A 26,381-nucleotide genomic window follows, 5' to 3' on the forward strand; every position below is an offset into this window, starting at 1 on the left:
TCAGGTGACTGTTGGGTATATTAGCCTTTGTAAAATAAATAAATAATAGAGCAAATACTAATAATAAAAAATGCTCAAAGGGGATAAAAATGGGTGAATTTCAAACTAAGCCGTTGCATGAATTGTTACAAGCTTTTAGTGCAACCTCGGCCGTTGATTTTTTTCAGCCTATGGCACAAAAATTAGAACAAGCACCTCAAGAAGCAAAAGAAGCGCTCTTTGAAGAAATATCAACTAAACATCCTTACATAGCGCAGAGCTCTGCGCAGCTAATTGATTTAATTGCGCCTCAGTTACAAGGCTTTATGCTTATTGCATGCCAACAAGCACTTGAAAAAGGGCATCAGGCTGCAATGGTTCAACAGCAATCAGATGAAGATGAACAGTTAAACGAATCGAATGAAGCTTTATCAAAATTAACTAAAAAGTATGCAGCACAAGCTAAAGAATTATTAGCTTCTGAGCAGTTAAATGTAAAGCAAGCAGAGCAAGTTAAAATATTAAAGAAAGAAACTGAGTCATATCAGCAGCAGCAAAATCAATTAAAAACACAATTAGGTCAGTTAACATCTAACTCTAAAGAGTCATCACTTGTAGAGGAACAGTTGCAAAAACAACTTGATGAAGCAAAAGAAGAAATCAAAGAATTTGAACTTCATGTAGAGCAAATAGATCATGCTTTAGTGAAACAAAAAGAACATAACGAATTGCAGTCAACAAAATTAAAACAATTGATTACCCAACGAAGTGAAGAAAGTTTAAATGTAGATGAAAAAGTTAAACAACTAAATTCACAGCATTCGGATGAATTAAGCCTATTAAAAAATGAAAATAATGAATTAAATACCAATAATGAACAAAAAGATTTACTGATTAGTAAGCAAAATAAAAAATTAGTGCAATTAAATGAGTCTATTTTAAGTTCTGAAAAGTCAAATGAAGAAAAAAGTTTAGTTATTGAAAGGTTGCAAACCTTGGGCGAAACACTTACAGCAGGTGAAGGTAAATTTAAGCAAGAACAAAAACAACTTACTGAAGACTTGCAACTAGCTAAACAAGAATTAGAAAAAACTGAAAAAGCTTTAATTGAAATAAATGAAGCAAACTCTTTAATAAAATCTAATAATAAAGAATATGAAGAAAAGAATAACCTTTTAACTGATAGCTTATCTGAATTAGAAAAAACTTCGCAAAAAGTACATGCTGATTTTGATAAGTTACAAGAAGAAAATAAAGTATTAAAAGAAAAGGCTGAACAATCTAATAGTAAAAATGAAGGTCGTTTTAATGACTTGAAAAAAGACTTAAGAGCAGAAACAAAGCGTTTAGAAATCTGTCTGCAAGAAGCCCAAGATAAAATTGTATTATTAGAACAAGACAAAAATGACTTTATTGAAAAAACAAAACTTTTAGAAGCACAAGAAATTGAGTATAAAGAAGAGCTTTCACAAAACAAAATAAAGTTAGACGAGCAGGATAATGAACTTAACTTTACTAAAGGCCGAAATTCAAGCTTGCAATCCAGACAAGAAACGGAAATTCATCAAGCAAGAACAGCATATGAAACTTTGAGAACTGAAAACCTTGCTCATATTCAAGCGATTGAAGACTTAGAGGCTAAAGTGATGGAATTTAAGTTAAAATTTGAATATGCACAGAAGCAACTTGCAAGTTAATGACTTCATTACTTGATTGGATCGAAGTTTATTCAGCCCAAGATTGCATTGAAGCAAATATGTTAAAAGGGTTGCTCGAATTAGATTCAATCAAGGTTCAATTAAAAGGGGAAGCGCTAGGAGGGGCACTTGGTGAAATTCCTTTTGATCAAATACAAGTAAAAATATGTGTTCCTCAGATTAAACAGCGCCAAGCTGAAAAAATATTGTTAGAATATCAATCTAAACACTTGGTTGTGTGTGACTGGAAATGTCAAAACTGTAATGAATATAATGGTTGCGGTTTTGAAATTTGTTGGTCCTGCCTAAAACCTAAATAATGCCTGTATTTTTTAAGCTGTTATATCAATTAAATGATGGAAATAAATGAATAAACCAAATAACTTTCAGCGTGTTCGTGAATTGAACTATATGCAAAAAGCTGTATTAGCTGCCTCACTTTTAGAGAGAATGTTGCCAAACTACGCTCTTTTTAGTGATGCTACCGAGTTTGGTGATGCAACAATTTTTAGAAATGCTCTTAATTCTATTTGGGAGAAGTTAGTTTTCCCTAAGAGTAAAATTTCTTTAGAAAAACTAGTTGATAAAATTGAGCCTATAGTACCTGAAATTGATGATTTTGATATGTTTGGTGTCTACCCAGCAATAGATACCTCAACAGCTTTACTGAGCATGTTAAATGGCATGATGATTGAGGATGAACTTGAGTTTGTTAATATTAGTAAAATTTCTCAAGCTTCAGTTGCAAAATTAATCGAATATCAATTGGGTTCTCAAGAGCTAAGTGCAAATAATGAAGCGATTAGAGCGCACCCCCTTATGAAATATGAAATTGAAATTTTATCTGAATTGATTGATTATGTTGAAAATATGGGGCGTATTAATTCTGATTCAATTAAAGGCTTAAAACTTAAAGCGCTTGAAGATGGACAGACAAATATAGGCATTGAAATTTAACACTTTATCTTATTTTAAAATGCGTAGGTTTCGTCTCTAAATTAAAAAGGGGTCGGAGTACTTTAAATTAAAGTACTCCGACCCCTTTTTAATTGGATTTAAGTCATAGTAACAAACTCTTCAGAGCCAGTTGGGTGTATGGCTACAACAGAGTCAAAATCTGCTTTGGTTGCGCCCATTTTCATCGCAACAGCAAACCCTTGGATCATCTCATCAACTGAAAAACCGATACCATGCAGGCCTACAACTTTTTCATTTTCACCAATACATACTAGTTTCATTTTACATTCTTGGCGATGTTGTGTTACAGCTGTGTACATAGCTGCAAAGCCTGAGCTATATACTTTTACTTGTTCGGCTCCAAATTTTTCAATGGCTTGTGCTTCAGTTAATCCTATCGTGCCTATTGGCGGATGGCTAAATACAACAGTAGGTATTAAGCTATAGTCCATTTTTGCATCAGGTAATTCTGGATTAAATAAACGTTCTGATAATAATCGTCCAGCTTTCACTGCAACGGGTGTGAGCTCTACACCGCCTTCCATAATATCGCCTACAGCATAAATATTTTTTGCTGTAGTATTTTGATATTCGTCTACTTTTACGAAGCCACGTTCATTTAAAGTAACATCGGTGGCTTCAATATTAATTTTATCTGTACTTGGCTCGCGACCAATAGCCCAAATAAGAGTATCTACATTATGTGTTTCACCATTTTCTAAATGTAATGTAATGCTTCCATCATTTTCTTTTGTTACTTTAGAAGGGGTTGCATTAGTATGCAATTCAGGGCCTTCTTTTGCCATAATATCAGTTAATGTTTCAACTATGAGTGGCTCAAAAGTACGAAGCGGGGCATGTTTGCGTACAAATAAATGAGTTTCACTACCTAGACCTTGCAATACACCAGCTAACTCTACTGCAATATAACCTGCGCCAATTACAGCTACACGTTTAGGTAATGCCGCTAATTGAAAAAAGCCATTTGAGTCGATACCATGCTCTGCTCCTGGAATGTTAGGTATGCTTGGTCGCCCACCTACAGCAATTAAAATATGGTCAGCAGTATAGTGTTCTCCATTTACTTCCAGTGTTTTATTATCTATAAATTTCGCAAATCCTTTGATGACAGTAACACCATTGTTAGCTAAATATTTATCATATCCTTGATGAATACGGCCGATATAAGCCTCCCTGCTTTCAACTAATTTAGCCCAATTAAACTCTTTTATTTCAACATCAAAACCATAATCTGGTGCATAAAGTTTAATTGCATCACGTACTTGTGAACCATGCCACATAACCTTTTTAGGTACGCAGCCTACATTTACACATGTACCACCCATGTGTTGTGCTTCAATTACAGCGACTTTAGCGCCCCGCATTGCTGCACGATTTGCCGATGCGATACCGCCACTACCACCGCCAATAGTAATATAGTCAAAATGTTGGGCCATGATGGTTCCTTAAATAAAAATAGATGAGGTAGCAGTTTATTTCGCTACTTTGGAATATACAAGATAGGTGTATTGTGGATTATCTTTCAAGATAATAGCAATCTTTAAGCTTGCAATTTATTTAGATTGCCCCAATCTATTTTTATAATCAAAGAGAAATTAAAGAAATAATATGATAAACAACCCGCTAATTGGTCTTGAAGGACTTCCACCATTTTCAGAAATAAAACCTGAACATATAGTGCCAGCTTTAAAAGAAGGTATTAAATTATGTCGAGAAAAAATTGATGAGGTATTAGATAATGGAAATTATACTTGGGATAACTTTATTGCACCGTTAGAAGAGGTTGATGATAAATTATCTCGATTATGGTCTCCTGTTTCTCATATGCATTCAGTGGTAAATTCAGAGGAGCTTAGAGCTGCCTATGATGAATGTTTGCCGCTTATTTCTGAATACTCTACTTATGTCGGTCAGCATCAAGGGCTATATAAAGCATATCAAGCAATAAATGACTCTGAAATTTTTATGACATTATCAACAGCACAACAAAAAGTGATTACGAATGCTTTACGTGATTTTAAGTTGTCGGGTATTTCTTTAAGTGAAGAAAAACAAGAGCGTTATGCACAAATAAGTACTAAATTATCTGAACTTGCAGCTAAGTTTGGCAATAATGTGATGGATGCCACCCGTGCTTGGCAAAAAAATATTACAGATAAAAGCTTATTAGCAGGTTTACCTGAGTCGGCTATAGCGCTTGCTGAACAAACGGCAAAAAGTAAAGAGCTAGATGGATGGTTATTTACACTCGATTTTCCATCATACTTACCAGTAATGACTTATGCTGATGATCAGGCACTTCGTCAAGAAGTGTATACTGCTTTTGCAACACGTGCATCTGAACAAGGACCAGATCATGGCAAGTTTGATAACTCTGAAATAATGGCGGAAGAATTAAACCTGCGCCATGAGTTAGCTCAGTTACTTGATTTTGATAATTATGCAGAACATTCTCTTGCAACTAAAATGGCTGAATCAACGGAACAAGTATTTAGCTTTTTACATGATTTGGCTAAACGTTCAAAAGGCCAAGCTTTAAATGAATTGGCAGAGCTTGAGTTATTTGCAAAAGAGCAGCATGGCATTGAGAAATTAAATGCCTGGGATTTGTCGTACTATGCAGAAAAACTTAAACAAGAAAAGTATGCTATATCAGATGAAGTACTGCGTCCTTATTTTCCTGAAAACCGTGTTTTATCAGGTTTATTTGCAACGGTTAAACGCCTGTTTTCAATTGATGTAAAAGAAATTAAAGGCGTTAATACTTGGCATAAAGATGTACGTTTTTTTGAAATATTCGATGTTAATGGTGAAAAACGAGGTTCGTTTTATTTAGACTTATATGCACGTGAACATAAACGTGGTGGTGCCTGGATGGACGACTGTATGGGGCGTAAACCTAGATTAGATGGTTCTATTCAGCTCCCTGTAGCTTATTTAGTATGTAATTTTAACCGTCCAGTAGGGGATAAACCTGCTTTATTTACTCATAATGAAGTAACAACTTTGTTCCATGAGTTTGGTCATGGTTTACATCATATGCTTACACAAGTTGAAGCGGGCTCTGTCGCAGGTATAAATGGTGTTGCTTGGGATGCAGTAGAATTACCGAGTCAATTTTTAGAAAACTGGTGTTATGAAGAAGAAGCTCTGGCTTTTATTTCAGGTCACTATGAAACAAACGACGCTTTGCCAAAAGATTTATTAGATAAATTATTAGCGGCTAAAAACTTTCAGTCAGCTATGGTAATGCTACGCCAAATTGAATTTTCATTATTCGATTTTCATATTCATGCAGATTATAACCCAGAAAAAGAATGTGAAATTCAACAAATATTAAATAAAGTACGTTTAGAAACATCAGTCATAAAGGCCCCTGAGTTTAATCGTTTTCAACATGGTTTCAGCCATATTTTTGCAGGTGGCTATAGTGCTGGCTATTACTCTTATAAATGGGCTGAAGTATTATCAGCAGATGCGTTTTCTCGATTTGAAGAGGAAGGTGTTTTTAATTCTGAGACAGGTAAGTCATTTATGGAGAATATCTTAGAAATGGGGGGTTCTAAAGAACCCATGGAGCTATTTAAAACCTTTAGAGGACGAGAGCCTCAAGTTGATGCTTTATTAAGGCATAGTGGTATTATGGCTTGATTTAAAATAAACAAAATGTTTAAGCACCTTCATGGTGCTTTTTTTGTGTCTGATTTTATTTAATTCATAGATATTCATTTGAATAAGTTAGCAATTTACATAAAGGCAACTATGCTTTTTATACTTATTTAAAAAATGGTATGCGCTACAAAAAGGGAAAGTGTGTATGTCAAAGGTGATATTGGCAATTGATGATGATAAATTTATTCATCATATAGTTGAACAGAGTTTAAAAACATTTTGTAAAGTGATCCATGCTAATAACGGTGAAGAAGGGATCCGAAGCGCAATTAAAAACAACCCAGATATAATTCTACTTGATGTTGAAATGCCAGGCATGAATGGTTATGAAGTGTGTGAACTATTAAAAAAAGATAGTTCAACTTCAGGTATTCCCGTTATGTTCTTATCCGCTAAGTCAGCTTTAGCTGAACGTGTAAAGGGTTATAATTCCGGTGGCAATGATTATATAGTCAAGCCATTTGAAGCTCAGGAGTTACAAGCCAGAATAGATGTTTTATATCAATACAGGCAAGAGTCTAATGCATTAAAAGGAGATGTAGCGCAAGCGCAAAACACAGCCGAAATAGCCATGACAGACTCTGGTGATATGGGTCGGGTAATGCGTTATGTTGGGCAAACATATCATACCCATAATTTAGATGCTTTATCAGAATACTTTTTAGAGTTCTTTACACCATTGAGCTTAAATGTTGTGGTTGTATATTGGTATAGAGGAGAGGCTAAATATTATAGTAATCAAGGCGCTGTGTGTCCGTTAGAGCAAGAGTTACTAGAAAAATGCAGTGATGGCGAGCGTTTCATCGATTTTGGTGCGCGCACTATTATCAACTACCCCCATGTATCCTTGTTGGTGAAAAATATGCCTCTCTCGGATGCGGCATTATATGGCAGGTATAAAGATTTATTTCCTCACATACTAGAAGCGACGAATGCAAAAGTACAAGCTATGGAAGTAAATGATTTAGTATTAGAGCAAGCTAATGAAATAACAGAAACTTTCACTCAGGTTGATAATACGCTTAGAAAACAAATTGATGACTTATATCATCATACAAAAATTTCGGTTTCGCTAGTAGACACGCTTTACAAAAACTTTATGAGTACAATTCCTGAACTCGGACTGACTTCGGATCAAGAGAATTATGTTTTAGATTCGGTTGAAAATACGGTAAAAGAATTAGAGCGACATCTAAATATAAATGAAGGAATACGAACTGCTTTTGATGATGTGATCGGATATATGGAGCATATTATGCAGCAAAGAGAGTCATTGTTAGAAAAGCTAACTGAGCAACAAAAAAATTCGGTGGCTAATGAAATCACTTCACAAACCGATATTGAATTGTTTTAAGCTGAATATTTAATTCTCAGTTGTTTGGGTAAAATCAAGTTGATATAATTATAACTTGCTACCCAATGAGAATCCTTTCTTGAATATCAAAACTAATCTGAGTGAAAAACAACAGTACTTATCTATTATTGAAGAAAAGTTTAATCTAACGAGTTGGCTCAATTCAAAGCATGAATTTTCTCTTATTTATGATGAGCTTGGTTTAGGTTTATTTAAAACAGATGAAAAAAAGCTAGGCCCCATTCGTGTTGATTTTATAACAGGTGCTGCAGCACACAGGCGAAAATTTGGTGGCGGTAAAGGGCAGGCAATCGCAAAGGCTATTGGGCTTAAAAAAGGGGTCATCCCAAGTGTATTAGATGGTACTGCAGGACTTGGACGAGATGCTTTTGTTTTGGCTGCTTTAGGCTGTAAAGTGACATTGTTTGAGCGACATCCTGTAGTAGCTGCTTTATTGTATGATGGTTTACAGCGTGCTTATCAAGATGTTGAAATAGGGTCTTGGATGCAAGAAAATATGCAAATGGTATTTGGTAGTAGTCATGATTTATTATCAATAACAGATATAAAACCAGATGTTGTTTATTTAGATCCTATGTTCCCTCATAAAGAAAAATCAGCTTTAGTTAAAAAAGAAATGCGTGTTTTTCAATCTTTGGTTGGTGCTGATTTAGATGCTGATAATTTATTACCAGATGCACTTACTTTAGCAACAAAAAGAGTTGTAATTAAACGACCTGATTATGCACCATTTTTGAATGATAAAACCCCATCAATGAAAATTGAAACAAAAAAGAACCGATTTGATGTCTATGTTTTAGCTGCAATGGTAACAAGCAATTAATATTCTGTAGTTGTCATTATTTTGTAATGCGCATGACATAAAGCTGTAATGTTTAGGTCATACCCTTGCGTGCAAATGATGTAAGGAATATGAATAATGCGAGTATCATCTTTTACACGTTTATTGGCTATATTATTATCGTGTGCAAGTTTAATTTTAGCAGTTACTTTATTTTGGGCGAGTCAAACTTTTTTCTCGTTAGAAACGCAAGAAGATGATTATAATAATCTGAAAAATAAGATATTAGTTGAACTTTCAGCTAATATAGAAGATTACCTCAGTTCAGGCGATAGTGTAGCTTTAAATCATGCTAGTCAACTAATCAAAGGCTTGCAGCAAGACCAACTCAATACTCTACCTGAAAATGTACATAAGGAGTTAGCTGATCATTTAGATAAATTGATGCAAGGTATTACAGGAAAGTACCGCGCTTTAGGAAAATTATCAGGCAATGAAAATGCGTTATTAGATAATGCAATACGTCAGATGTCTGGATCAGCCGTGTCATTAATTCATTACGCACAAAAATCAAAAGATGATCAAGAGTGGCTTGCTTCACAATATATTGTATTAGGAAGTGATTATTTAAGTCAGGTACTTTTATTATCTCAATCTACTTATTCTTTATCTGCAAATTATTCAAGAGAAAAAGAAAATCAAATTTCAGAATATTTAACGAAATTGAATCTATTATCTGAAGAAATAGCGCAAGTACCAAACTTGGGTCTGTTTGAAATTGTTGATGAGGATGAGTTTTTATTGACGGATGAAGAGCCAGAAGATTTAGCAGAAGAGATAAAAGCAGACTTAACAAGTTGGCCAAAACGTTACCCAAAAGAATTAGGTAATACAATAATCCAGTCAAAAGAAAGGTTGGAAGGTGTTGCTCAGTTACGCCAAGAAATTTCTGAATTAATAAATATCGTATTAGATGCTGAAATTAGCTTAGGTATTCATCAAAATGAAATCCAAAAAAATATTTTAATCGTATTTTCAATAAGCATAAGCGGGTTGTTTTTATTGGCCGGTATTGTTTATTGGACGCAGCTAAAGCAGGTTCTTAAACCTTTAATATCACTACGAGATGCATTTAAAGATTTAATTGAAAGTAATGATTTAAAAGCAATAGATAACTTAGTTAAACACACCGAAGTGGGTGAAATTGCAAGCTATTTTAATTTGCTAATACAAAGGCAGCGTGAGCAAGCAAATGCAAAAGAACAGATGCTAAATGTCATCAATGAGTTTATGCAGGAAATGAGTCATAACTTAGAAAATATCACTGGGCACTCAAGTAAAACTACGAATCATGTAGATGAGAATGAAGTGTTATTAGAGGACATCAAAAAAATAGGTGAGCAAGTGAGTGCCGTAAATGTGCAAGTAGAAGGTAATGCACAAAGCACTTTTGTTGCCATGGATAAAAGCTTAGATTATTCGCAATCTATGCTAAATGCCAGTTCAACAACACAGCAAAGAGTTGAGCAGGGCTTACATAGCTTAAATGAGTTGCTTAAAGGTGTGTCGGATGTATATCAAGTTGTTGATGTTATTCAGACAATTGCAGAGCAAACTAATTTATTAGCTTTAAATGCTGCAATTGAATCTGCCAGAGCTGGGGTACATGGTCGAGGATTTGCCGTTGTGGCAGATGAAGTGAGAAAGTTAGCACAAAAAACACAGTCTTCTCTTGGAGATATCAAATCACAACTAGATTTGCTAACCAAAAGTTCTGATCAAGTTTCTATACAAATTGCAGCTTTATCAGATGATTCTCAAATTCAAACTAATAATGCCCAACAATTAAAATCAAATTCAGAACAAGTGGCCAAAAATGCGCAGGATGCAAGTCAGGTTGCAAAAGAGGCGCGCCAATTTGCACAAGAACAGCACGGGTTATTAGAAAACTTTTCAAACTCTATGTTGCAAATGAAACAACAAGTTGGTGACTCTGATAAGCTAGTAAGTCATATTTATCAAAGTTTACAAGAACAAATGCAAAGTGTACGCAATAGTCTTGGTTTGTGTTAGGTTTGTTTTTTGTAATATAGATAACATTTAAGGATTAGACATGATAAAAGTTGGCGATGCACTACCTCATTTAACTTTTAATTTATTAACGCAAGAAGGTATGAGCAATCCTTCAACATCAGATTTATTTGCTAATAAAAAGGTTGTGCTATTTGCTGTGCCTGGGGCTTTTACGCCGACATGTTCGGCCTCACATTTACCAGGCTATATTACTTTAGCAGATCAATTTTTTAATAAAGGCATCGATAGCATTATTTGTTTATCGGTCAACGATGCTTTTGTGATGAAAGCGTGGGGAGAAACTCAAAATGCAGAGCATATTACTATGTTGGCTGATGGTGATGCTGCTTTTACCAAAGCGCTAGGACTTGACAAAGAAACCGGTGTATTTGGTGGCATACGCTCTAAACGTTACGCTATGTTAGTTGAAAATGAGGTTGTATCTATATTGAATATAGAAGAAGAAAAACAGTTTGAACAAAGTAAAGCTGAAGTATTACTAACACTCGTTTAATTTTTTAAAATAAAAAAGGCCGACAAGTCGGCCTTTGAATTAACAATTGAAATGATTATTTAGCTGTTAAACTCACGCCTGAAAAAGTTGAGTAGGCATATAAACTGAAGTACCAAGTTCCTGCGTTCGGGTTATTAATTTTACATGTTTCAGTACTATCAGGCTCTGTTGATTTACAGTTAAAGCTAGTTTCTGTTGCATAACTACCTTCTTTAACATATAAATCCATATCTCCAGTTCCACCAGATGTTGATACTGTAAATGATGAGACACCTGCTGGTACATTAACAGCAATGTCAAGCCACTGTCCTTTACTTGCTGATAGGTTTGTTTTGGAAACATCAATACCACCAGTAGGAGGTGTTGTACCTTTCGCTTTTAACACTGCAGCTTCGGCATCAACCAGACCTTCTCCACATTGTGAACATGATGAAGATGCACGTGCTGTTGTTTTTAAAATACTTTCGATTTCATCAGGAGTTGCGCTTGGCTTTGCTTGCTTAATTAACGCTGCTACACCGGCAATATGAGGAGCCGCCATTGATGTACCATCCATGTAAGACATTTTATCTGAACCTGGGCTAGTACTACCCGTATTATGAGTCGATAAAATACCTGAGCTTGTGCCAAAACTTCTTTGATCACCGCCTGGAGCTGCAACATCAATTGAACTACCATAGTTAGAGTAACTTGTACGAGCACCTGTTGGGCCTGTAGCTGCAACGTTAACTACACCACTACAGTTACCAGGGTTAAAACCACTTGCATTTTTACCATCATTACCTGAAGCCACAACAACGACTGCACCGTTATTACGAGCAGTATTAATCGCAGTTTGAGTTGCTGAACTACATGCACCTTCACCACCTAAGCTCATATTGATTACTGATGCAGGATTTGGATTGCTAGGTACGCCAGATACAGAGCCGCCTGAAGCCCAAACAATTGCATCAGCGATATCAGAAGTTAAACCACCACATTTACCTAAAACACGAACTGGAACAACTTTAGCATCATAAGCAACACCAACACCACCTTGACCGTTACCAGCTACAGCTGCAACTGTACCTGCAACATGAGTACCATGCCAACTTGAACTGCGATCAGAGCTTGGGTAAGGGTTGCCGTTTGCATCATTACCACATTCGCCGCGAGTTATTGCATCACCTGGATCTCTTGCGTCAGAATCACGGCCACCGGTACCATCATTTTCAACAAGTGTATGTGAAATCATATCGTAGCCACCTACAATATTCCCAACTAAATCACTATGTGGACGATAACCTGTATCAAGTACGGCAACCGTAACACCAGCGCCTGTTGCGTTATCCCAAGCTTTAGGTAAATTTAAACCATTCGCTGAGTTAGCATAATGCCATTGAGAACTAAAGCTAGGATCGCTTGGAGTGGCGTAGTGTTGCAGCATTTGATCTAATTCAATTGATTCTACGTTGCCAGATAAAGCCATATCTTGCATGTAAATTTGCGCTTCAACAGCGGTCATTTTTTTATTTACACTAATTACATGGTGATTTTGAAGCGCCATAGAACGCATGTACTTTGTTTCAAGATTGCTTTTGTTTTTGAAATTATTAGCAAAGTTTTTTGCACTTGCTTGCATCTCTTCCGCAGAAGTATTCATCAAAGTACCAACTTGATGTGTATTCATTTTATATTTAATAATGAATTGTGTTTGGCCTAAATTTTGGCCCGCAAGTTTGATTTGTGTTTGATTTAAATCAATTGTTGCGGCATTTGCATGAGTTGCTGCGATTACTGCAGGTATTGCAATTGCGAGTAGCTGTTTTTTGAAATTGTTTCTCATTTTATCACCCTGGATTTATTATTATTTTAAATATGTAAACAATGAAATGTTTTTATTTCAATGTTGGGTACGAAATGTAAACAAAAAGTTATAGTTAGTGTACCGGTTTTTTGTTATTAGATAGAACTAAAAGTTATATGAAGTCCTTATTTAGAATAAATTCAAGTTTTATATAGAAAAAAACTGACTTTATTGATTTTTATCTTTAATTACAGAACAATACGGGTTCACAATATTTAGGAGTATATTTATGTTAACACCCGCTATGGTTGAGAAATTAAATGAACAAATTAATTTGGAGTTTTATTCGTCCAATTTATATTTGCAAATGAGTGCATGGTGTGAAGATAAAGGTTTTGAAGGTGCTGCTGAATTTTTACGTAAACACGCCATTGAAGAAATGGAGCATATGAATCGTTTATTTACTTATGTAAGTGAAACGGGGGCTATGCCTATTTTAGGTTGCATTGAAGCACCACCCCATGAGTTTGAATCTTTAAGCCAAATATTTACTGCAACTTATGATCATGAATGTTTGATCACTCATAAAATAAATGAACTAACGCATGTGGCGTTTAGTGCGCATGATTATTCAACGTTTAATTTTTTACAATGGTATGTTGCTGAACAACACGAAGAAGAAAAGTTATTTAAAGGTATTATTGATAAAATTCAGCTAGTTGGTGAAGATGGTAAAGCATTATTTTGGATCGATAAAGATTTAGCTGAATTGGCTAAAACGGGTGCAACTTCGATTATGGCTCCAGGTGCTTAATTAAAGAAATAAAAAAGATGTGCCATGCACATCTTTTTTACAGTAGCTTTTGTTTAATAGATTAAGCGAATACTTTTTCAAGTGGTGGTACAACTTGTTTTTTACGGCTTAATACACCTTCTAGCCACACTTTAGCATCTGTGGTTTTAGCAAAAGCTTGTTCAATGATAGCTAAATCATCGCTGTTTACTAATAATTCTGAGCCTTCTTTCATAATATCTGTTAATAATAACAATACACTATGCTGACCTTCTTCTTTTCTTAATTTAGCGATATCAGCTTCTAAATCAGGCTTCATTTGATCAAAAATTGCTAAATCAATCACTTCTAATTGGCCAATACCAATTTTAGTACCATTCATATTAAAGTTTTTGAAATCACGCATTACTAAATCGCGCATAGGTGTATTTAATACTGCAGATTTAACTTTGAACATTTCCATGCCAAGGGCTTTAAAATCTTCAATGCCAGCAATTTCAGCTAAGATTTCAACACAGCGTATATCGGCTGTTGTACATGTAGGAGACTTAAAAATAACAGTATCGCTTAAAATTGCACACATCATCATGCCTGCAATATTCTTAGGGATTTCTACATTATGAAAGTCATACATCATTTTAATTACGGTATTGCTACAACCAACAGGACGGATCCAGCATTCTAGTGGCGTATCAGATGTTAAGTCGCCTAATTTATGATGATCTACTATACCTAGTATTGTTGCTTGTGCTATATCGTCTGGTGCCAATGCAATGTCAGAATGGTCAACTATATAAAGGCTTTCACCCGCATAATTCATTTTTAGCATAGGTGCTTCAAAACCAAATTTATCTAAAATAAACTGTGTTTCAGGAGAAGGTTCACCTAAACGTGCTGGTAAGGTTTCTTCGCCTATTTGGTTTTTTAAGTAAGAAAGCGCAATAGCGCCTACAATCGAATCTGAATCGGGTACTTTGTGTCCCACTACATAAGCTGGCATAAATCTGGCTCCAAAAAATTTTTGCCTATTCTAACAAAACTAATTTTATATTGTAATTATAGCCTGTGTAGATCAGCGGGATGTTTACTTAAATTACCAAGGAATTTTTAAGGTATTGTTAGTTTACTTTTAAATAAAACTTAAGTGAAAAATTTTCAATAATGAAATGACCAAATAACTTTGTTTCTAGTCTCACAAAGATTGTGATTTTTTTGTTACTGGCTTAAAATACGCCGCTTCAAATTGATGGTTATCCTTTCGGAGAGACAATGAGCACTTATAAAGTTTTAGACGTTAATGATGATTTACCTATTCGTACACAGGGTGATGTTCACAGTGGTAAAGTTCGTTCAGTTTATTGGTTAACACCAGAAGATAGTGCTCGTTTAATTGAAGAGAAGTCTTACGGTATTCCAACAGATACGCCGTTAGCAATTATGATTATTTCTGATCGCATTTCTGCATTTGATTGTATTTGGCAAGGTGAAAATGGCTTAAATGGTGTACCAGGAAAAGGTATTGCACTTAATAGTGTTGCAGCTCATTGGTTTAAATTATTTGATGAAGCGGGCCTTGCAGGCAATCATATTATTGATATTCCTCACCCTTATATTTGGATAGTACGTAAAGCTAAGCCTGTGATGGTTGAAGCAATTGCTCGTCAGTATATTACTGGTAGCATGTGGCGCGACTACTCTAAAGGTGTAAGAGATTTTTGTGGTAACCAATTAGCTGAAGGTTTAGTCTCTAATCAGAAATTAGATGATGTTTTAATCACCCCTTCAACAAAAGGTATTATTACAGGTGTCGCTGAAGTTCCTGAAGTTGATGATGTAAATATTACGCGTAAAAACATTGAAGATAACCTAGATGTTTTCAACTTTAAATCATTAGATGATGTTACTAAATATGAAAAGCTCTTAACTGAAGGCTTTAAGTTAATTACAGATGAACTGGCTAAATTAGATCAAGTTTTTGTTGATACAAAATTTGAGTTTGGTTATGTAACAGAAACTGATGGTACTGAACAGCTTATTTATATTGACGAAGTAGGAACTCCTGATTCTTCTCGTATCTGGGATGGGCCTGCTTTACGTGATGGTAAAGTAATTGAAAATTCTAAAGAAGGTTTCCGTCAGTTATTGATTAACAATGTTCCTGATAGTGATGTATTGTTAAATAAAGATCGCATGGATGAGCGCTCTGAGTTGGCAAAAGGTTATAAATTACCAGTTGAAGTCATGATGAGTGTTTCGGATACTTATACAGGTATCGCAAGCAAGATCATAGGGAAAGAGGTTGTGATCCCACAAGATCCCCGTGCTGAAGTGATCGAGTTGTTAGATAAAGAATATGGCTTAATTGTTAAATGATTTTAAAAATTTAAGTGAATAAGGCTTCTATTTTGAAGCCTTTTTTTGTGCTGAAAAATAATAAATTGATGAGTTTTATTAAGATATACTCAGGTAAGAGTCCATTCTATTTAAGGATAATTTATGATGAAAGTTCCTAGTTCCCTTGTTACTACTGATTGGTTACATCAAAATATTAATCATCCAAATTTAATTATTTTTGATGCCAGCATGGCTCAAGCAGGATCAAATGCTATTTATCAAGCGGATATAATAATTTATGGTGCACAGCGTTTTGATTTTAGTAAAGTGATTTGTGATTTGGATTCATCTTTACCTAATACTATGCCTTCAGTGCATAAATTTCAGGATTTAATGCAAAATTATGGAGTAAATCAAAATAGTTGCATTGTTGTTTATGATCAAAAGGGAATTTATAGCTGTGCCCGTGCATGGTGGATGTTGAAATCTATGGGCTTTGATAATGTTGCAGTGCTAGATGGGGGTCTGCCTGCTTGGCTTGATAAGAGTTATTCTATTAGTAATACTTATGTTGCATCTGAACATGTTGGAAATTTCATTGCACAATATGACAGCAGTTATTTTATAGATGTAAAAGATATATTAGCGCAAATAAACATATCAAACTCTTTAATTTTGGATGCCAGATCAAAGTCACGTTTTTTAGGTGAAAATTCAGAGCCAAGGTCTGGCATGCGTTCAGGGCATATCCCTAACGCAAAAAGTTTACCTTTTACTGATATTGTAAAAAATGGTTTTATGAGTGAGAGAGGTTTTTTACAAGAAGAGTTTAATAAGAGAACTGATGAGCAAACAGAGCGGTTTATATTTTGCTGTGGTTCAGGTGTAACTGCATGTATTTTAGCACTTGGAGCTGCGCTTATTGGTTATGATAATTTAGCTGTATACGATGGTTCTTGGAGTGAGTGGGGCGCATCGAATGAATTACCAGTTGAAATCAGTTAGTTAAATATAAAGGCGATATGTTCGCCTTTATATCATAAATTTTAATTATTTTGGTTTTGTGAATACTAAGCTGAAGCGGTCGGTATTTCCAGTAACGGTTTTACGTCCAACTTCGAAACGTAATTCATCATCTGGGCGAAAAAACATATCAGAAGAGCGTTCTAAAACAAAACCGGCAGCTTGTACCTCTAAAATGACTTTAACAGGATCTTCTCTACGTCCAAGCTCTCTTGTTTCGGCTTCCATGTGGCGACGAGTATGATCAACAATGACATATTTACCACCCGGTTTTAAAGCGTTAAAAGCTGCTCTATTGAGCTTGTTTTTATCTTCTAAATTAAAATTATGATATTCGCGAATATTTAAAATCATATCAGCATCTTTCATACCAAAATCAAGTGTGCCTAGAACATATCTAAGTTCCTCATTATTCCAATCGAGATCTATTGGCAATTTTTTAGTCGATGTAAAACCCTTTTTTTTGAGTAGTGGGTCAAAATCACTTAGCCACTTTTTAGGATACGCTAAATATAGTTCTCCTTTATTCTGTAAAACTGGACCTAAAATTTTTGTATACCAGCCACTACCAGGCGCAAATTCAATAACCTTCATATCTTGTTTTAAGCCAAAAAAATCCAATGCTTTTACAGGGTTTCTGTTTCGGTCGCGTTTTATATCAGCTTCATTTCTATGGTCCATTTTCATTGTTAACTGAATATTTTTTTGTAATGAAGTCAGTTCTGCATTGGCTAAAAATGATGTACTTGCAGAAAGTGCGGCAACAGCGAGTAATACTTTTAATTTTTTCATTATTTTCCTGAATTTATATGGCGTAAATCATTAGCTTGATATTAAGCATTAGAAAAATAAACTCACTAGATAAATTGTAAGTAAATTTATTTAATACTTATGACCTTGATCAAGTACCCAAGTTATATGTCCAAGTATTATTGAACCTTAAAGAAAGCTAAATTTTAAAATAAAGGTGATATTATGAGCTGTTGTGGTGCATGTGGTGGACAAGATAAAGAGCAAAAGAAGAAACCTGAATCTCAAGAAGGTGCTGTACAACAACAGGCACCTGAAAAAAAAGAAGCTGAATAGTTCTGCTTTGTTTAGGGGGGAATTTATGGCCTCTCTAATTTTTTAATCACTCTCGCTTATTATAAGGGCAATGTCTACAGCCATTACTACAGCACTTTCCGCGTTTTAAATGATACCAAGCACTAAAAACATACAAACCATTTTCTATACTGTAATCAATATGTTCAACTAAATCTTTTTTTTCTCTATAAGGTTTGGCTATTTCGATCATTTGGGCTAAATTTTTAATAAGGTATAGAGATGTTATTTGTTTATTAATTTTTTTAGCTAAACAGTTTTTGCATAAACAAGGATTATCACTTTGTTTGCTATTAATAGGCATAATATTTGGGAGCTCAAAACACCAACATTTTGATGTGGTAATTTCAGATTGACAGGAAAGTGTCGCATGGCATAAAGCACAGTTTTGTTCCATAGTTATATTTAACATTAAATAATTTATTCTGATCTGATAAAGCATTTTAAAGGATAGTTATAATTGATAATAGTATTTTAAAAAGGATTATTTTGCATGATAGATATAGATGCTAAGGTAATATCGGATTTATCTCATGGATTTAGTCTGCCTCCTAAGCCTGAAATCTTACAAAGGCTTCAAGATGAACTTGCGCTAGAAGCACCAGAGCTAAATATTGTTGCTGAGATTATTTCAGAGGATATCGCAACGGCTGCAGCTGTGTTAAAAGTAATGAACTCACCACTTTATGGTTTATCAAGAACGATAACAGATATTAAACAGGCTGTTATGTTTTTAGGTCTAGATAGTATAACCACCTTAGTAACCAGTTTTTTAATTAAACAAGCATTTAAACAAGATAAATGTTGTATTTCATTAGAGCGATTCTGGGATACTGCTTCTGATATTGCAACGGCTGCAACATTGATTGGGAGTAAATTAAAAAGTAAAGTACCAATAGAAAACTTACATATGCTTGGATTGTTTCACGACTCAGGTATTCCTGCTATGGCGATGAACTATGATGATTATATTAAAGTATTGACTGAGTCTAATCGAGATTATCATGTCTCTCTTATAGACAGAGAGGAAGCTAAATATAGTACAAATCATGCAGTAGTAGGTTATTTTTTAGCAAACTCTTGGTATTTACCTAAATCAATATGTCAGATGATATTAAGGCATCATGACCATGCTTATTTAAAAGAGAGTGAAGAAGGTATTGAGCAGCTTACTTTTGCAACTTTAAAAATGGCTGAAAACTTAGTCCATGTAAATAAACGATTTATAGCATCTCCGGATTGGCCTTATATTAAAGATGATGTACTAAATGCATTAAACTTAGATGAAGATGATTATCAAGATATTAAAGAAGATGCGGAAGAACAGTTTTTAGGTGGGGCATAAAACCAATGCGATAAATTCATGTGAGCATAAACTTATCGCATTACTGAAACGATTACTTTAATCGTTTTAAAAACGGTATTCCCAACTTGCTTGTAAGGATGTTTCTGTTTTATTACTTTTTGAAATGTGTTGTTTAACTTTAAATACAGATCCTGATACTTTTAATAGGCCATTAAATAAACCTTGTTGATATCCAATATCTAGCTGTAAATGTTTTGTGTGTTCTGCTATTGAGTCGATAGGTAATATATCTTGTTTTATGTGCCGTATTTTTGCAAAGGCTGCTAATCCATTTGTTTGATGGTAATTGATACCTAAAGTGTAGCTTTTTGCTTGTGAGTCAATGGCCGGACCGATATTTTGATTATAATGTTTATAACCATCAGAAAAATTAATATGTTCATAACTACAATGTTGTGATGTTTTAGTATTATCAAGATTGATTTTTGTGCATTGACTTACAGTATCTGAATATTCCAAATAAGTCTTGATAACTTGATTATCTAAACCAAAATATGCTTCCAAACCTGTTGTGAAATTCTTTTCTTCAGGGATTAGACTACTTTTTTTATTACCTGCTAACTCACCATAAACAGCAAAACTTTGGCCAAAAGCGATATGGCTGTATTTAAAATCAATACTTGTTAATTGGTTATATTCATTAATGCCAGTTTGAGAATTGATTTTGTTTTTCCCTAAAAAGACATTTGTTAAATCATTTATATCTGAGCCATTAAATTGAGCTGTTTGACTCACTGCTAACTCTAATCCTGGTAATGGTACTGAGCTAAAACGCATACCAAAAAATCGGTTTTCACTGGCTGATGTATTTGTTGCTATATTTTTTAAGTGTTTTTGCTGTGATATTAAAGCTGTAATATTCCAAGGACCAATAAAAGATAACCAACTAGGTCCATAATAATCTGTATTTAATCTAGAAATTCTCAGGCTTGGCATAGGTGTAGCGTTATTAGATAATAATAATGCATTATCATTGCTGGGTCCCCACCAATGGTTTATTTGTTCTGCGCTAAAACTCCAATTGCCTAATAGAACAGCTAAATAACTATCATCATAGCTTAACTTTTTTTGGTTATTAGCATCTTTGTTATACTGCAGGCTTAGTTTGGCTGTTACTCGCTCACCCATTAAAATGCTATAACCTTGAATTGCGGCTTTCTCTTGATAGCGCTCACCAAAGCTTTGCAATGCACTTGGTTGGTTATTCGATTTTAGCTTTATGCCTGAAAGTGATTTTTTTTGTGCAAATTTTAGTGCATATTGAATATGGGTATAAGCAAACAACGCATTGTTGGGAATGTCTGAAATAGATAATCTTTTAATATCTTGTGCAATGCCTTGCCACATGAGTGGATAAGTATTAACTGGTCGATTAATTAAGCCTTGGCTAACCAAAAGCTCGATTGCATTTCTGAGATATACATCATTGGTGCCGATCCAAGGCTCTGCTTTTACTGAGTGAGTGCATCCAAGTAATGCGCAAATCATAATTGTTGTTTTTGTTAACTTCATCCGTGTAACTTTTCCTGTAATGCGGTTGCAACTAATGGATTAACAAATTGGGATACATCTCCCTGATGAAGAGCAACTTCTTTTACTAAAGTAGATGAAATAAAAGAATTTTCTTCTGAAGGGGTTAAAAATACACTTTCTAAATTAGGGTTTAGTCTGCGATTCATATTTGCTAATTGAAATTCATATTCAAAATCTGATACTGCTCTCAAACCACGTACTAATATATTGGCATTTTGTTGCACAGCTAAATCAGCTAATAACCCAGAGAAGCCAATTACTTCAACATTTTTTAAATGAGATAAAATCTTTTTGGTTAATTTAACTCTTTGCTCTAATGTAAAAAAAGGTTTTTTATTAGGATTAAATGCGATGGCAACAATTACATGATCAAACATTTTTGCTGCGCGTTCGATTAAATCGGTGTGACCATTGGTGAGTGGATCAAAAGTGCCGGGGTAAATAGCTCTAACTTTCATATCGCTTTAAAGTAACCTTATGCCAATGTTTTATATGCTAGATAAACATAATCGTAATTTTACGATAGTTTATCAGCTATTATAATGAATATCAGCCTTTAAAGATCATACCTATCTGTTATATACTTTTGTTATAAATAGATGTCTGGAATGCCAAATGAGCACCAAGAATAAAATAATACAAACAAGCATCACTTTATTTAATGAGCATGGTGAGCGTGCTATTACAACAAATCATATTGCTGCTGAACTAGGAATTAGCCCTGGTAATTTGTATTATCACTTTAAAAATAAAGAAGATATTTTACGTCATATTTTTGCTTTATATCGCGATCACTTAGTAACAAACTTTCAAACTTTAAGTGAAGATCAAGATGTGCTTGAGCAATTAGTCAGTTATCTTGATTCTATATTTGAGCTAATGTGGCAGTACCATTTTTTCTATGACAATTTAGCTGATATTTTGTCTCGAGATGAAATTTTAAAATCTGACTATGTCGCTTTTCAGGATAATTTATTAGGTCAAGCGCAAGAAGTCATTACAGGCTTAAAGCATTCAAATGTAATTGATATTGATGATATAGATATCTTAGATTTAGCGCATATGGTTAAATTAACCGTTAGTTTTTGGACGCCTTACGTTGAAACGCAAAGAGCGAAAGGCAAGTTGATTTTAGCTGATATATATACAGGTATATTAAAAGTTTTATTTTTGTTTAAACCATATAGTCAAGGTGATGGGCGTAGCAAAATTGAAGCGTTACAGAATAAATATCGGACTATGATTAATAATTCAGAGGTATAAATAAAAGACACTTTATTAACTTATTAATAAAGTGTCTAAAACGTACTATTTCTTACAGTTATCTAATAGTAATTGCCAAAAATTCAGGCCTTTGCGTCTTGCAAGTTGAATATTATTTTCAGGAATAGACTCAGGGTCTGGGTAAGTTTTAAGCGCATGCTCCATACTGGCTTCTCTGATCAAGTGAAGTGCAGGATAAGGTGAGCGATTTGTATAATTGGCAGCATCGTTTTCATCTGCGTCTGCAAATACATAATCAGGATGAAAGTTGGCTATTTGGTAGTGTCCTTCAAATCCCTGAGCTACTAGCATGGCATTCGCTAAGTCTACTAAATCTAGAAACGCATCAAAAGACTTAAAACCTTGGTTAAAAATGAGTAATGTCGTCTCAAGTTCAGTGTGATTATTAAGATGTATGCATTGTTCAATCATGTCTAAGACGGCATCTTCAATATTTATATTATTTGAAACATGATAAAAAATGCTATTTTCTTCTACCTCTTTTCGGGCAAATGGGCAAAAATTATATTTTACGATGACGTTTGAAACCCAAGTTTTCATTTGGTTTATTGCTATTTTTTGGTCTGGCATTATGAATGTCTCAAGGTGAGTTGTTCTGATATTATTTGAATCGTTTTATCAATAGCACCTTGGTTTTTTTCAACAAACAAAGCACCTTGTTTTCCTACTTTTTGATTGAAAGATGTATCTGAAAATAAGTTAATTAAAAGAGGTGTCAGTTCATCTATAGAGCTGATTTTTAAACAACCTTGTTGTTTTAATAGTTCAGGGTAAACATGTAAGAAATTAAAAATATGAGGTCCTGTAATGACCGGAATACCATATGCTGAGGCTTCTAAAGGGTTATGCCCACCTCGCTCTATTAAGCTGCCGGCAATAAAAGCAACATCTGCAGCACCGTAAAGGCTAGATAACTCACCCATAGTATCACCTAGTAATACCTGACTCGTTATTTTGTTATTCAATTCAGAACGTTTCTGCATGGATAAAGAGTCTATTTTTACGAGTTGTGCTACAGCATCAAACCTTTCAGGGTGGCGTGGTACTAAAATGAGTAAGGCATCAGGGTGAGACTTTAATAATTTTTTATGGGCTGAAATGAGAAGTTCGTCTTCGCCAGGGTGGGTAGAGCCTGCAATCCAAATCGGACTTTTACTGCTGAACTGTTGCTTTAATTTAGCTGATTCTTGCTGTTTTTTGCTATCAAGCTGTATATCAAATTTTATGGATCCTGTATTGTGTATCTTATTTTTATCTAAACCTAATTGAACAAATCTTTGTGCATCAATTTTATCGTGTGCCGCTAGCTGAGTAATTCCATTCATTATTAATTTGCTTAAAGGTGCGACTTTTTTATACCCAAGGAAAGACTTCTCAGACAATCTAGCATTTAATACTACAAGAGGAATTTTGCGATTGTTACTCTGTGAAATGAGATTAGGCCAGAGTTCAGTTTCTAAAATACAAACCATTTTAGGCTTTAGGTGTTTTAAAAATCGATAAATTGCATCTGGAAAGTCTAATGGCAAATAAACATGTTCAACAGAATTGTCAAAACTACGTTTTATCTGTTCTGTACCTGTTGGTGTGTTGCAAGTAATAACGATTGGATATTGGGTATACCTATGTTGTATCTTTTTTATTAAAGGTGTGGCCGCAACAACTTCCCCAACTGAAGCGCAATGAAAGACTATCGCATTTTTTTTAATGTTATGATTGGCAATAAAGCCAAAACGTTCATGCCAGCGTTTTCGATAGTCAGGTGATTTTTTACCCCTAAGCCATAAATGCAATAAAATTGCAGGACTTAATAAATATAAAAGAAAAGAATATAAAAAACGTGACATAAATAGAATCTTAAAATAAAGTTTTGCAGACATTGGTTATTTTAACGCGTAAATGTATAGATGAAACATCTTTTTATTACATTTTTACACAGCAACTTTCTATTAAGCCTTTTTTAGATCTGTTATTATTTGCGTGCAAATTTCATTCACTTAACGAATAAATAAAATTATGAAACTCAAAATCTTATCATCTTTAGTTCTTGCTATGTGTGCCTTAACCGTGCAAGCAAAACCGACAGCGTATTTGCCTATTGTAATGGATGCTCATTTAGAACAACAAATAGACCATATGTTTGCTTTAACAACTGGCTCCCCCATGAGTAAACCTTATGCGTTAAGTGAAATAGATATTGCTTTGAGGCAGCTAAAACGAATAGACAATAGTTTATATGATTCGGTACGTATACAACTTAAGCGTTATCGTGGAAGTGATGATATTAGCCGTAAAGGCATCAAATTTACATTAAACAATGATAAAAGTATGGGCATAGCAAACCAGCGAGGCCTTACTTCAGATGAATGGGGGCAAGGTTTTTTTGAAGGCATTTGGCGACCAAATGATTCAACTTTATTGCAAGTTGGTCTAGATTATCGTATCGATAGTGGGGAGTTAATTAACTACAATACTTTTTTTAGTATCGCAGGTGACTCTCTTCAATTGGATCTCGGATACAAAGAACATTGGTTTTCACCTTTTAAAATGTCTTCACAGTTGATTTCAACTAATGCTGAGTCATCACCCTCTATCTCTTTGGGCTTGTCAAAACCATTATCAAACTGGTGGAATTTTGATTTTGAATTGTACTATTCTCAGTTGGAAGAAGTTGAACAAGGCATTAAGTTTCAAGAGCAATGGCATGATGGTCGTCCACGTTTAGCGGGTACACATATTAGTATTGAACCTTTTGAGGGGTGGAAATTAGGATTAAACCGGTTAATGCATTTTGGTGGTGGACCTAGAGATGTTAGCTTTCGTGATATTATGAAAGCGTATTTTGATCCAGCTGGAAATGATAATTCTGATAATGTGAATGATGGTAATGATGGCGAATTAGGTGATCAATTAGCTTCTGTCACGAGTTTATTTGTATTTGATTGGGGTTTGCCTTCAGAGCTTTATTTTGAATACGGTGGTGAAGATACAAGCGGAGAAACAAGTTTAGGTAATGGTTTAAATGTATTTGGTAATCAAGTGTTTGCATCTGGTTTATATTTCCCCGTCATTTCGAATGATTGGTCTCTAAGATATGAATATACATCTTGGCACAATGCATGGTATACCAATGCTATATATAAATTTGGTAATACTAATAATGATAACGTATATGGACATTTTGCAGGTGATCAACGCACTTTTGGTGATGCAACACCATCTGATATTCATGTAATGCAAGTAGGGTATAACGAAGATATTCATTCAACATGGCAATTGAAGTTATCACGTATTAATAATAAAGATTCAGATACAGATTATACGGCTGCGACAGAAGTGCAGTTGTTAAACAGTCGTCGCTGGCAGAAATATCGTGTAGAAACACAGTTAACTTTTGGTAAAGATGTATTTGATGAAAGTTACAGTTATCTGTCAATGGCTTGGTTTTGGTAAGGAATAATATGAAAGATTTAGCGATGAGTTATTTGAACAGTTTAGAGCGACACCGTAGAGCATTTGATACTATGGAAGCTTACCAAGTTCAAGCAATAGAATTATTAGCGCAATGTAAAAAAACCTTAACTAATGGCGGCAAGGTAATTTGGTTTGGGAATGGTGGTAGTGCTGCAGATTCTCAGCATTTGGCTGCTGAATTTATGGTGCGTTATAAAAAGGACAGAGCGCCGTTGGCTTCAATTGCTTTAACAACAGATACTTCAATTTTGACAGCGCATTCTAATGATTACCATTTTGACTCTGTATTTGAACGTCAAATTCAGGGGTTATGTAAAAAAGAAGATTTAGTCATAGGATTAACAACATCAGGAACGAGTAATAATATAAATTTAGCTTTATTAGCGGCAAATGAAATGGGTGCCTATACAGTTGCATTGACAGGACGTGATGGTGGTAAAGTAAAAGATATCGCTAAGTTACCTATTATTATTGAAAATGATGAAACCGCTAGAATTCAAGAGGCACACATGTTTATAGGTCATTGGTTGTGTGAAGGGTTAGATGTAATCTGTGACGAATTAACAAAGAGTAAAGTTTAATGGATTTATCTTTTTTAAATAATTTATCTCAGGC

The 26,381-nt window shown here is 34.5% G+C and carries 24 protein-coding genes; 15 read left to right on the forward strand and 9 right to left on the reverse strand.

What is annotated here, in order from left to right:
* Nucleotides 1-89: 89 nt before the first annotated feature.
* The 3 genes from BM088_RS00225 to BM088_RS00235 are packed head-to-tail and all read left to right on the forward strand — an operon-like array spanning nucleotide 90 to nucleotide 2,633.
* The gene (locus tag BM088_RS00225; protein WP_091978650.1) at nucleotides 90-1,676 is read left to right on the forward strand and encodes a coiled-coil domain-containing protein; all 1,587 of its coding nucleotides are present in this window, start codon (nucleotides 90-92) and stop codon (nucleotides 1,674-1,676) included.
* Nucleotides 1,676-1,996 (forward strand): putative signal transducing protein, encoded by a 321-nt coding sequence (locus tag BM088_RS00230; protein ID WP_091978652.1) that lies wholly within the window; start codon nucleotides 1,676-1,678, stop codon nucleotides 1,994-1,996. The genes BM088_RS00225 and BM088_RS00230 overlap by 1 nt, the downstream gene beginning before the upstream one ends.
* 46 nt (nucleotides 1,997-2,042) lie before the next feature.
* On the forward strand, nucleotides 2,043-2,633 hold the full coding sequence (locus BM088_RS00235) for a YjaG family protein (protein WP_091978654.1): 591 nt from the start codon (nucleotides 2,043-2,045) through the stop codon (nucleotides 2,631-2,633).
* A 98-nt stretch (nucleotides 2,634-2,731) separates the two neighbouring features.
* On the opposite strand, the gene gorA is transcribed toward BM088_RS00235, so the two are convergent.
* Nucleotides 2,732-4,090: a glutathione-disulfide reductase gene (gorA, locus tag BM088_RS00240; RefSeq protein WP_091978656.1), complete on the reverse strand. Its 1,359-nt coding sequence runs from the start codon at nucleotides 4,088-4,090 to the stop codon at nucleotides 2,732-2,734.
* A 175-nt stretch (nucleotides 4,091-4,265) separates the two neighbouring features.
* On the opposite strand from gorA, the gene prlC reads away from it, so the two are divergent.
* The 5 genes from prlC to BM088_RS00265 all read left to right on the forward strand — a co-directional run bounded on the left by prlC (nucleotide 4,266) and on the right by BM088_RS00265 (nucleotide 11,069).
* Nucleotides 4,266-6,305 carry an oligopeptidase A gene (prlC, locus tag BM088_RS00245; RefSeq protein WP_177207915.1) on the forward strand — a complete coding sequence of 680 codons (2,040 nt, stop codon included), beginning with the start codon at nucleotides 4,266-4,268 and terminating at the stop codon, nucleotides 6,303-6,305.
* Nucleotides 6,306-6,471: 166 nt separating this feature from the next.
* Complete coding sequence (locus BM088_RS00250; protein ID WP_091978661.1) at nucleotides 6,472-7,680, forward strand: response regulator; 1,209 nt, start codon at nucleotides 6,472-6,474, stop codon at nucleotides 7,678-7,680.
* 124 nt (nucleotides 7,681-7,804) lie between these two features.
* A complete protein-coding gene (locus tag BM088_RS00255) occupies nucleotides 7,805-8,524 on the forward strand; it encodes a class I SAM-dependent methyltransferase (protein WP_425439261.1) in 720 nt (239 codons plus the stop codon).
* A 96-nt stretch (nucleotides 8,525-8,620) separates the two neighbouring features.
* Complete coding sequence (locus BM088_RS00260) at nucleotides 8,621-10,555, forward strand: methyl-accepting chemotaxis protein (protein ID WP_091978665.1); 1,935 nt, start codon at nucleotides 8,621-8,623, stop codon at nucleotides 10,553-10,555.
* Between the two features lie 40 nt (nucleotides 10,556-10,595).
* A complete protein-coding gene (locus BM088_RS00265; RefSeq protein ID WP_091978667.1) occupies nucleotides 10,596-11,069 on the forward strand; it encodes a peroxiredoxin in 474 nt (157 codons plus the stop codon).
* Nucleotides 11,070-11,124: 55 nt separating this feature from the next.
* Here BM088_RS00265 and BM088_RS00270 read toward each other — a convergent pair whose 3' ends face one another.
* On the reverse strand, nucleotides 11,125-12,894 hold the full coding sequence (locus BM088_RS00270) for a S8 family peptidase (RefSeq protein ID WP_091978669.1): 1,770 nt from the start codon (nucleotides 12,892-12,894) through the stop codon (nucleotides 11,125-11,127).
* Between the two features lie 250 nt (nucleotides 12,895-13,144).
* On the opposite strand from BM088_RS00270, the gene ftnA reads away from it, so the two are divergent.
* Nucleotides 13,145-13,669: a non-heme ferritin gene (ftnA, locus tag BM088_RS00275; RefSeq protein WP_091978671.1), complete on the forward strand. Its 525-nt coding sequence runs from the start codon at nucleotides 13,145-13,147 to the stop codon at nucleotides 13,667-13,669.
* A 61-nt stretch (nucleotides 13,670-13,730) separates the two neighbouring features.
* On the opposite strand, the gene BM088_RS00280 is transcribed toward ftnA, so the two are convergent.
* The gene (locus BM088_RS00280; RefSeq protein ID WP_091978673.1) at nucleotides 13,731-14,648 is read right to left on the reverse strand and encodes a manganese-dependent inorganic pyrophosphatase; all 918 of its coding nucleotides are present in this window, start codon (nucleotides 14,646-14,648) and stop codon (nucleotides 13,731-13,733) included.
* Between the two features lie 269 nt (nucleotides 14,649-14,917).
* Between BM088_RS00280 and BM088_RS00285 the strand changes: the two genes are divergently transcribed.
* Nucleotides 14,918-16,021 carry a phosphoribosylaminoimidazolesuccinocarboxamide synthase gene (locus BM088_RS00285; RefSeq protein WP_091978675.1) on the forward strand — a complete coding sequence of 368 codons (1,104 nt, stop codon included), beginning with the start codon at nucleotides 14,918-14,920 and terminating at the stop codon, nucleotides 16,019-16,021.
* Between the two features lie 123 nt (nucleotides 16,022-16,144).
* Entirely contained in the window at nucleotides 16,145-16,987 is an 843-nt protein-coding gene (locus tag BM088_RS00290; RefSeq protein WP_245763718.1) for a sulfurtransferase, read from the forward strand.
* Nucleotides 16,988-17,032: 45 nt separating this feature from the next.
* On the opposite strand, the gene BM088_RS00295 is transcribed toward BM088_RS00290, so the two are convergent.
* Both BM088_RS00295 and BM088_RS00300 read right to left on the reverse strand, forming a co-directional pair.
* The gene (locus tag BM088_RS00295) at nucleotides 17,033-17,797 is read right to left on the reverse strand and encodes a class I SAM-dependent methyltransferase (protein WP_091978677.1); all 765 of its coding nucleotides are present in this window, start codon (nucleotides 17,795-17,797) and stop codon (nucleotides 17,033-17,035) included.
* Between the two features lie 340 nt (nucleotides 17,798-18,137).
* Entirely contained in the window at nucleotides 18,138-18,521 is a 384-nt protein-coding gene (locus BM088_RS00300; RefSeq protein ID WP_218156437.1) for a C1orf53 family protein, read from the reverse strand.
* Between the two features lie 81 nt (nucleotides 18,522-18,602).
* Between BM088_RS00300 and BM088_RS00305 the strand changes: the two genes are divergently transcribed.
* Entirely contained in the window at nucleotides 18,603-19,454 is an 852-nt protein-coding gene (locus tag BM088_RS00305) for an HDOD domain-containing protein (protein ID WP_091978679.1), read from the forward strand.
* A gap of 66 nt (nucleotides 19,455-19,520) precedes the next feature.
* On the opposite strand, the gene BM088_RS00310 is transcribed toward BM088_RS00305, so the two are convergent.
* Both BM088_RS00310 and coaD read right to left on the reverse strand, forming a co-directional pair.
* Complete coding sequence (locus BM088_RS00310) at nucleotides 19,521-20,987, reverse strand: capsule assembly Wzi family protein (RefSeq protein WP_091978681.1); 1,467 nt, start codon at nucleotides 20,985-20,987, stop codon at nucleotides 19,521-19,523.
* Nucleotides 20,984-21,466: a pantetheine-phosphate adenylyltransferase gene (gene coaD, locus BM088_RS00315; protein ID WP_091978683.1), complete on the reverse strand. Its 483-nt coding sequence runs from the start codon at nucleotides 21,464-21,466 to the stop codon at nucleotides 20,984-20,986. The genes BM088_RS00310 and coaD overlap by 4 nt, the downstream gene beginning before the upstream one ends.
* A 157-nt stretch (nucleotides 21,467-21,623) precedes the next feature.
* Between coaD and BM088_RS00320 the strand changes: the two genes are divergently transcribed.
* Nucleotides 21,624-22,271 (forward strand): TetR/AcrR family transcriptional regulator, encoded by a 648-nt coding sequence (locus BM088_RS00320; RefSeq protein ID WP_091978685.1) that lies wholly within the window; start codon nucleotides 21,624-21,626, stop codon nucleotides 22,269-22,271.
* A gap of 45 nt (nucleotides 22,272-22,316) precedes the next feature.
* Here the strand turns inward: BM088_RS00320 and BM088_RS00325 are convergent, their stop codons facing one another.
* Nucleotides 22,317-22,862 (reverse strand): DUF1415 domain-containing protein, encoded by a 546-nt coding sequence (locus BM088_RS00325; RefSeq protein ID WP_091978687.1) that lies wholly within the window; start codon nucleotides 22,860-22,862, stop codon nucleotides 22,317-22,319.
* Nucleotides 22,862-24,139, reverse strand: a complete 1,278-nt coding sequence (gene waaA, locus BM088_RS00330; RefSeq protein ID WP_091978689.1) for a lipid IV(A) 3-deoxy-D-manno-octulosonic acid transferase — start codon at nucleotides 24,137-24,139, stop codon at nucleotides 22,862-22,864. The genes BM088_RS00325 and waaA overlap by 1 nt, the downstream gene beginning before the upstream one ends.
* 169 nt (nucleotides 24,140-24,308) lie before the next feature.
* Here waaA and BM088_RS00335 point away from each other — a divergent pair, with 169 nt between their 5' ends.
* Both BM088_RS00335 and BM088_RS00340 read left to right on the forward strand, forming a co-directional pair.
* Complete coding sequence (locus BM088_RS00335) at nucleotides 24,309-25,745, forward strand: capsule assembly Wzi family protein (RefSeq protein ID WP_091978691.1); 1,437 nt, start codon at nucleotides 24,309-24,311, stop codon at nucleotides 25,743-25,745.
* 8 nt (nucleotides 25,746-25,753) lie between these two features.
* The gene (locus BM088_RS00340; RefSeq protein WP_091978692.1) at nucleotides 25,754-26,347 is read left to right on the forward strand and encodes a D-sedoheptulose-7-phosphate isomerase; all 594 of its coding nucleotides are present in this window, start codon (nucleotides 25,754-25,756) and stop codon (nucleotides 26,345-26,347) included.
* Nucleotides 26,348-26,381: the final 34 nt, after the last annotated feature.

Origin of the sequence: Pseudoalteromonas denitrificans DSM 6059 (genome assembly GCF_900112265.1) — a bacterium.
GTDB lineage: Bacteria > Pseudomonadota > Gammaproteobacteria > Enterobacterales > Alteromonadaceae > Pseudoalteromonas > Pseudoalteromonas denitrificans.

Coding starts and splice junctions, on each gene's coding strand:
- BM088_RS00225 (WP_091978650.1), top strand. CDS start 90: ATGGGTGAATTTCAAACTAAGCCGTTGCATGAATTGTTACAAGCTTTT.
- BM088_RS00230 (WP_091978652.1), top strand. CDS start 1,676: ATGACTTCATTACTTGATTGGATCGAAGTTTATTCAGCCCAAGATTGC.
- BM088_RS00235 (WP_091978654.1), top strand. CDS start 2,043: ATGAATAAACCAAATAACTTTCAGCGTGTTCGTGAATTGAACTATATG.
- gorA (WP_091978656.1), bottom strand. CDS start 4,090: ATGGCCCAACATTTTGACTATATTACTATTGGCGGTGGTAGTGGCGGT.
- BM088_RS00250 (WP_091978661.1), top strand. CDS start 6,472: ATGTCAAAGGTGATATTGGCAATTGATGATGATAAATTTATTCATCAT.
- BM088_RS00260 (WP_091978665.1), top strand. CDS start 8,621: ATGCGAGTATCATCTTTTACACGTTTATTGGCTATATTATTATCGTGT.
- BM088_RS00265 (WP_091978667.1), top strand. CDS start 10,596: ATGATAAAAGTTGGCGATGCACTACCTCATTTAACTTTTAATTTATTA.
- BM088_RS00270 (WP_091978669.1), bottom strand. CDS start 12,894: ATGAGAAACAATTTCAAAAAACAGCTACTCGCAATTGCAATACCTGCA.
- ftnA (WP_091978671.1), top strand. CDS start 13,145: ATGTTAACACCCGCTATGGTTGAGAAATTAAATGAACAAATTAATTTG.
- BM088_RS00280 (WP_091978673.1), bottom strand. CDS start 14,648: ATGCCAGCTTATGTAGTGGGACACAAAGTACCCGATTCAGATTCGATT.
- BM088_RS00285 (WP_091978675.1), top strand. CDS start 14,918: ATGAGCACTTATAAAGTTTTAGACGTTAATGATGATTTACCTATTCGT.
- BM088_RS00290 (WP_245763718.1), top strand. CDS start 16,145: ATGATGAAAGTTCCTAGTTCCCTTGTTACTACTGATTGGTTACATCAA.
- BM088_RS00295 (WP_091978677.1), bottom strand. CDS start 17,797: ATGAAAAAATTAAAAGTATTACTCGCTGTTGCCGCACTTTCTGCAAGT.
- BM088_RS00300 (WP_218156437.1), bottom strand. CDS start 18,521: ATGTTAAATATAACTATGGAACAAAACTGTGCTTTATGCCATGCGACA.
- BM088_RS00305 (WP_091978679.1), top strand. CDS start 18,603: ATGATAGATATAGATGCTAAGGTAATATCGGATTTATCTCATGGATTT.
- BM088_RS00310 (WP_091978681.1), bottom strand. CDS start 20,987: ATGAAGTTAACAAAAACAACAATTATGATTTGCGCATTACTTGGATGC.
- coaD (WP_091978683.1), bottom strand. CDS start 21,466: ATGAAAGTTAGAGCTATTTACCCCGGCACTTTTGATCCACTCACCAAT.
- BM088_RS00320 (WP_091978685.1), top strand. CDS start 21,624: ATGAGCACCAAGAATAAAATAATACAAACAAGCATCACTTTATTTAAT.
- BM088_RS00325 (WP_091978687.1), bottom strand. CDS start 22,862: ATGCCAGACCAAAAAATAGCAATAAACCAAATGAAAACTTGGGTTTCA.
- waaA (WP_091978689.1), bottom strand. CDS start 24,139: ATGTCACGTTTTTTATATTCTTTTCTTTTATATTTATTAAGTCCTGCA.
- BM088_RS00335 (WP_091978691.1), top strand. CDS start 24,309: ATGAAACTCAAAATCTTATCATCTTTAGTTCTTGCTATGTGTGCCTTA.
- BM088_RS00340 (WP_091978692.1), top strand. CDS start 25,754: ATGAAAGATTTAGCGATGAGTTATTTGAACAGTTTAGAGCGACACCGT.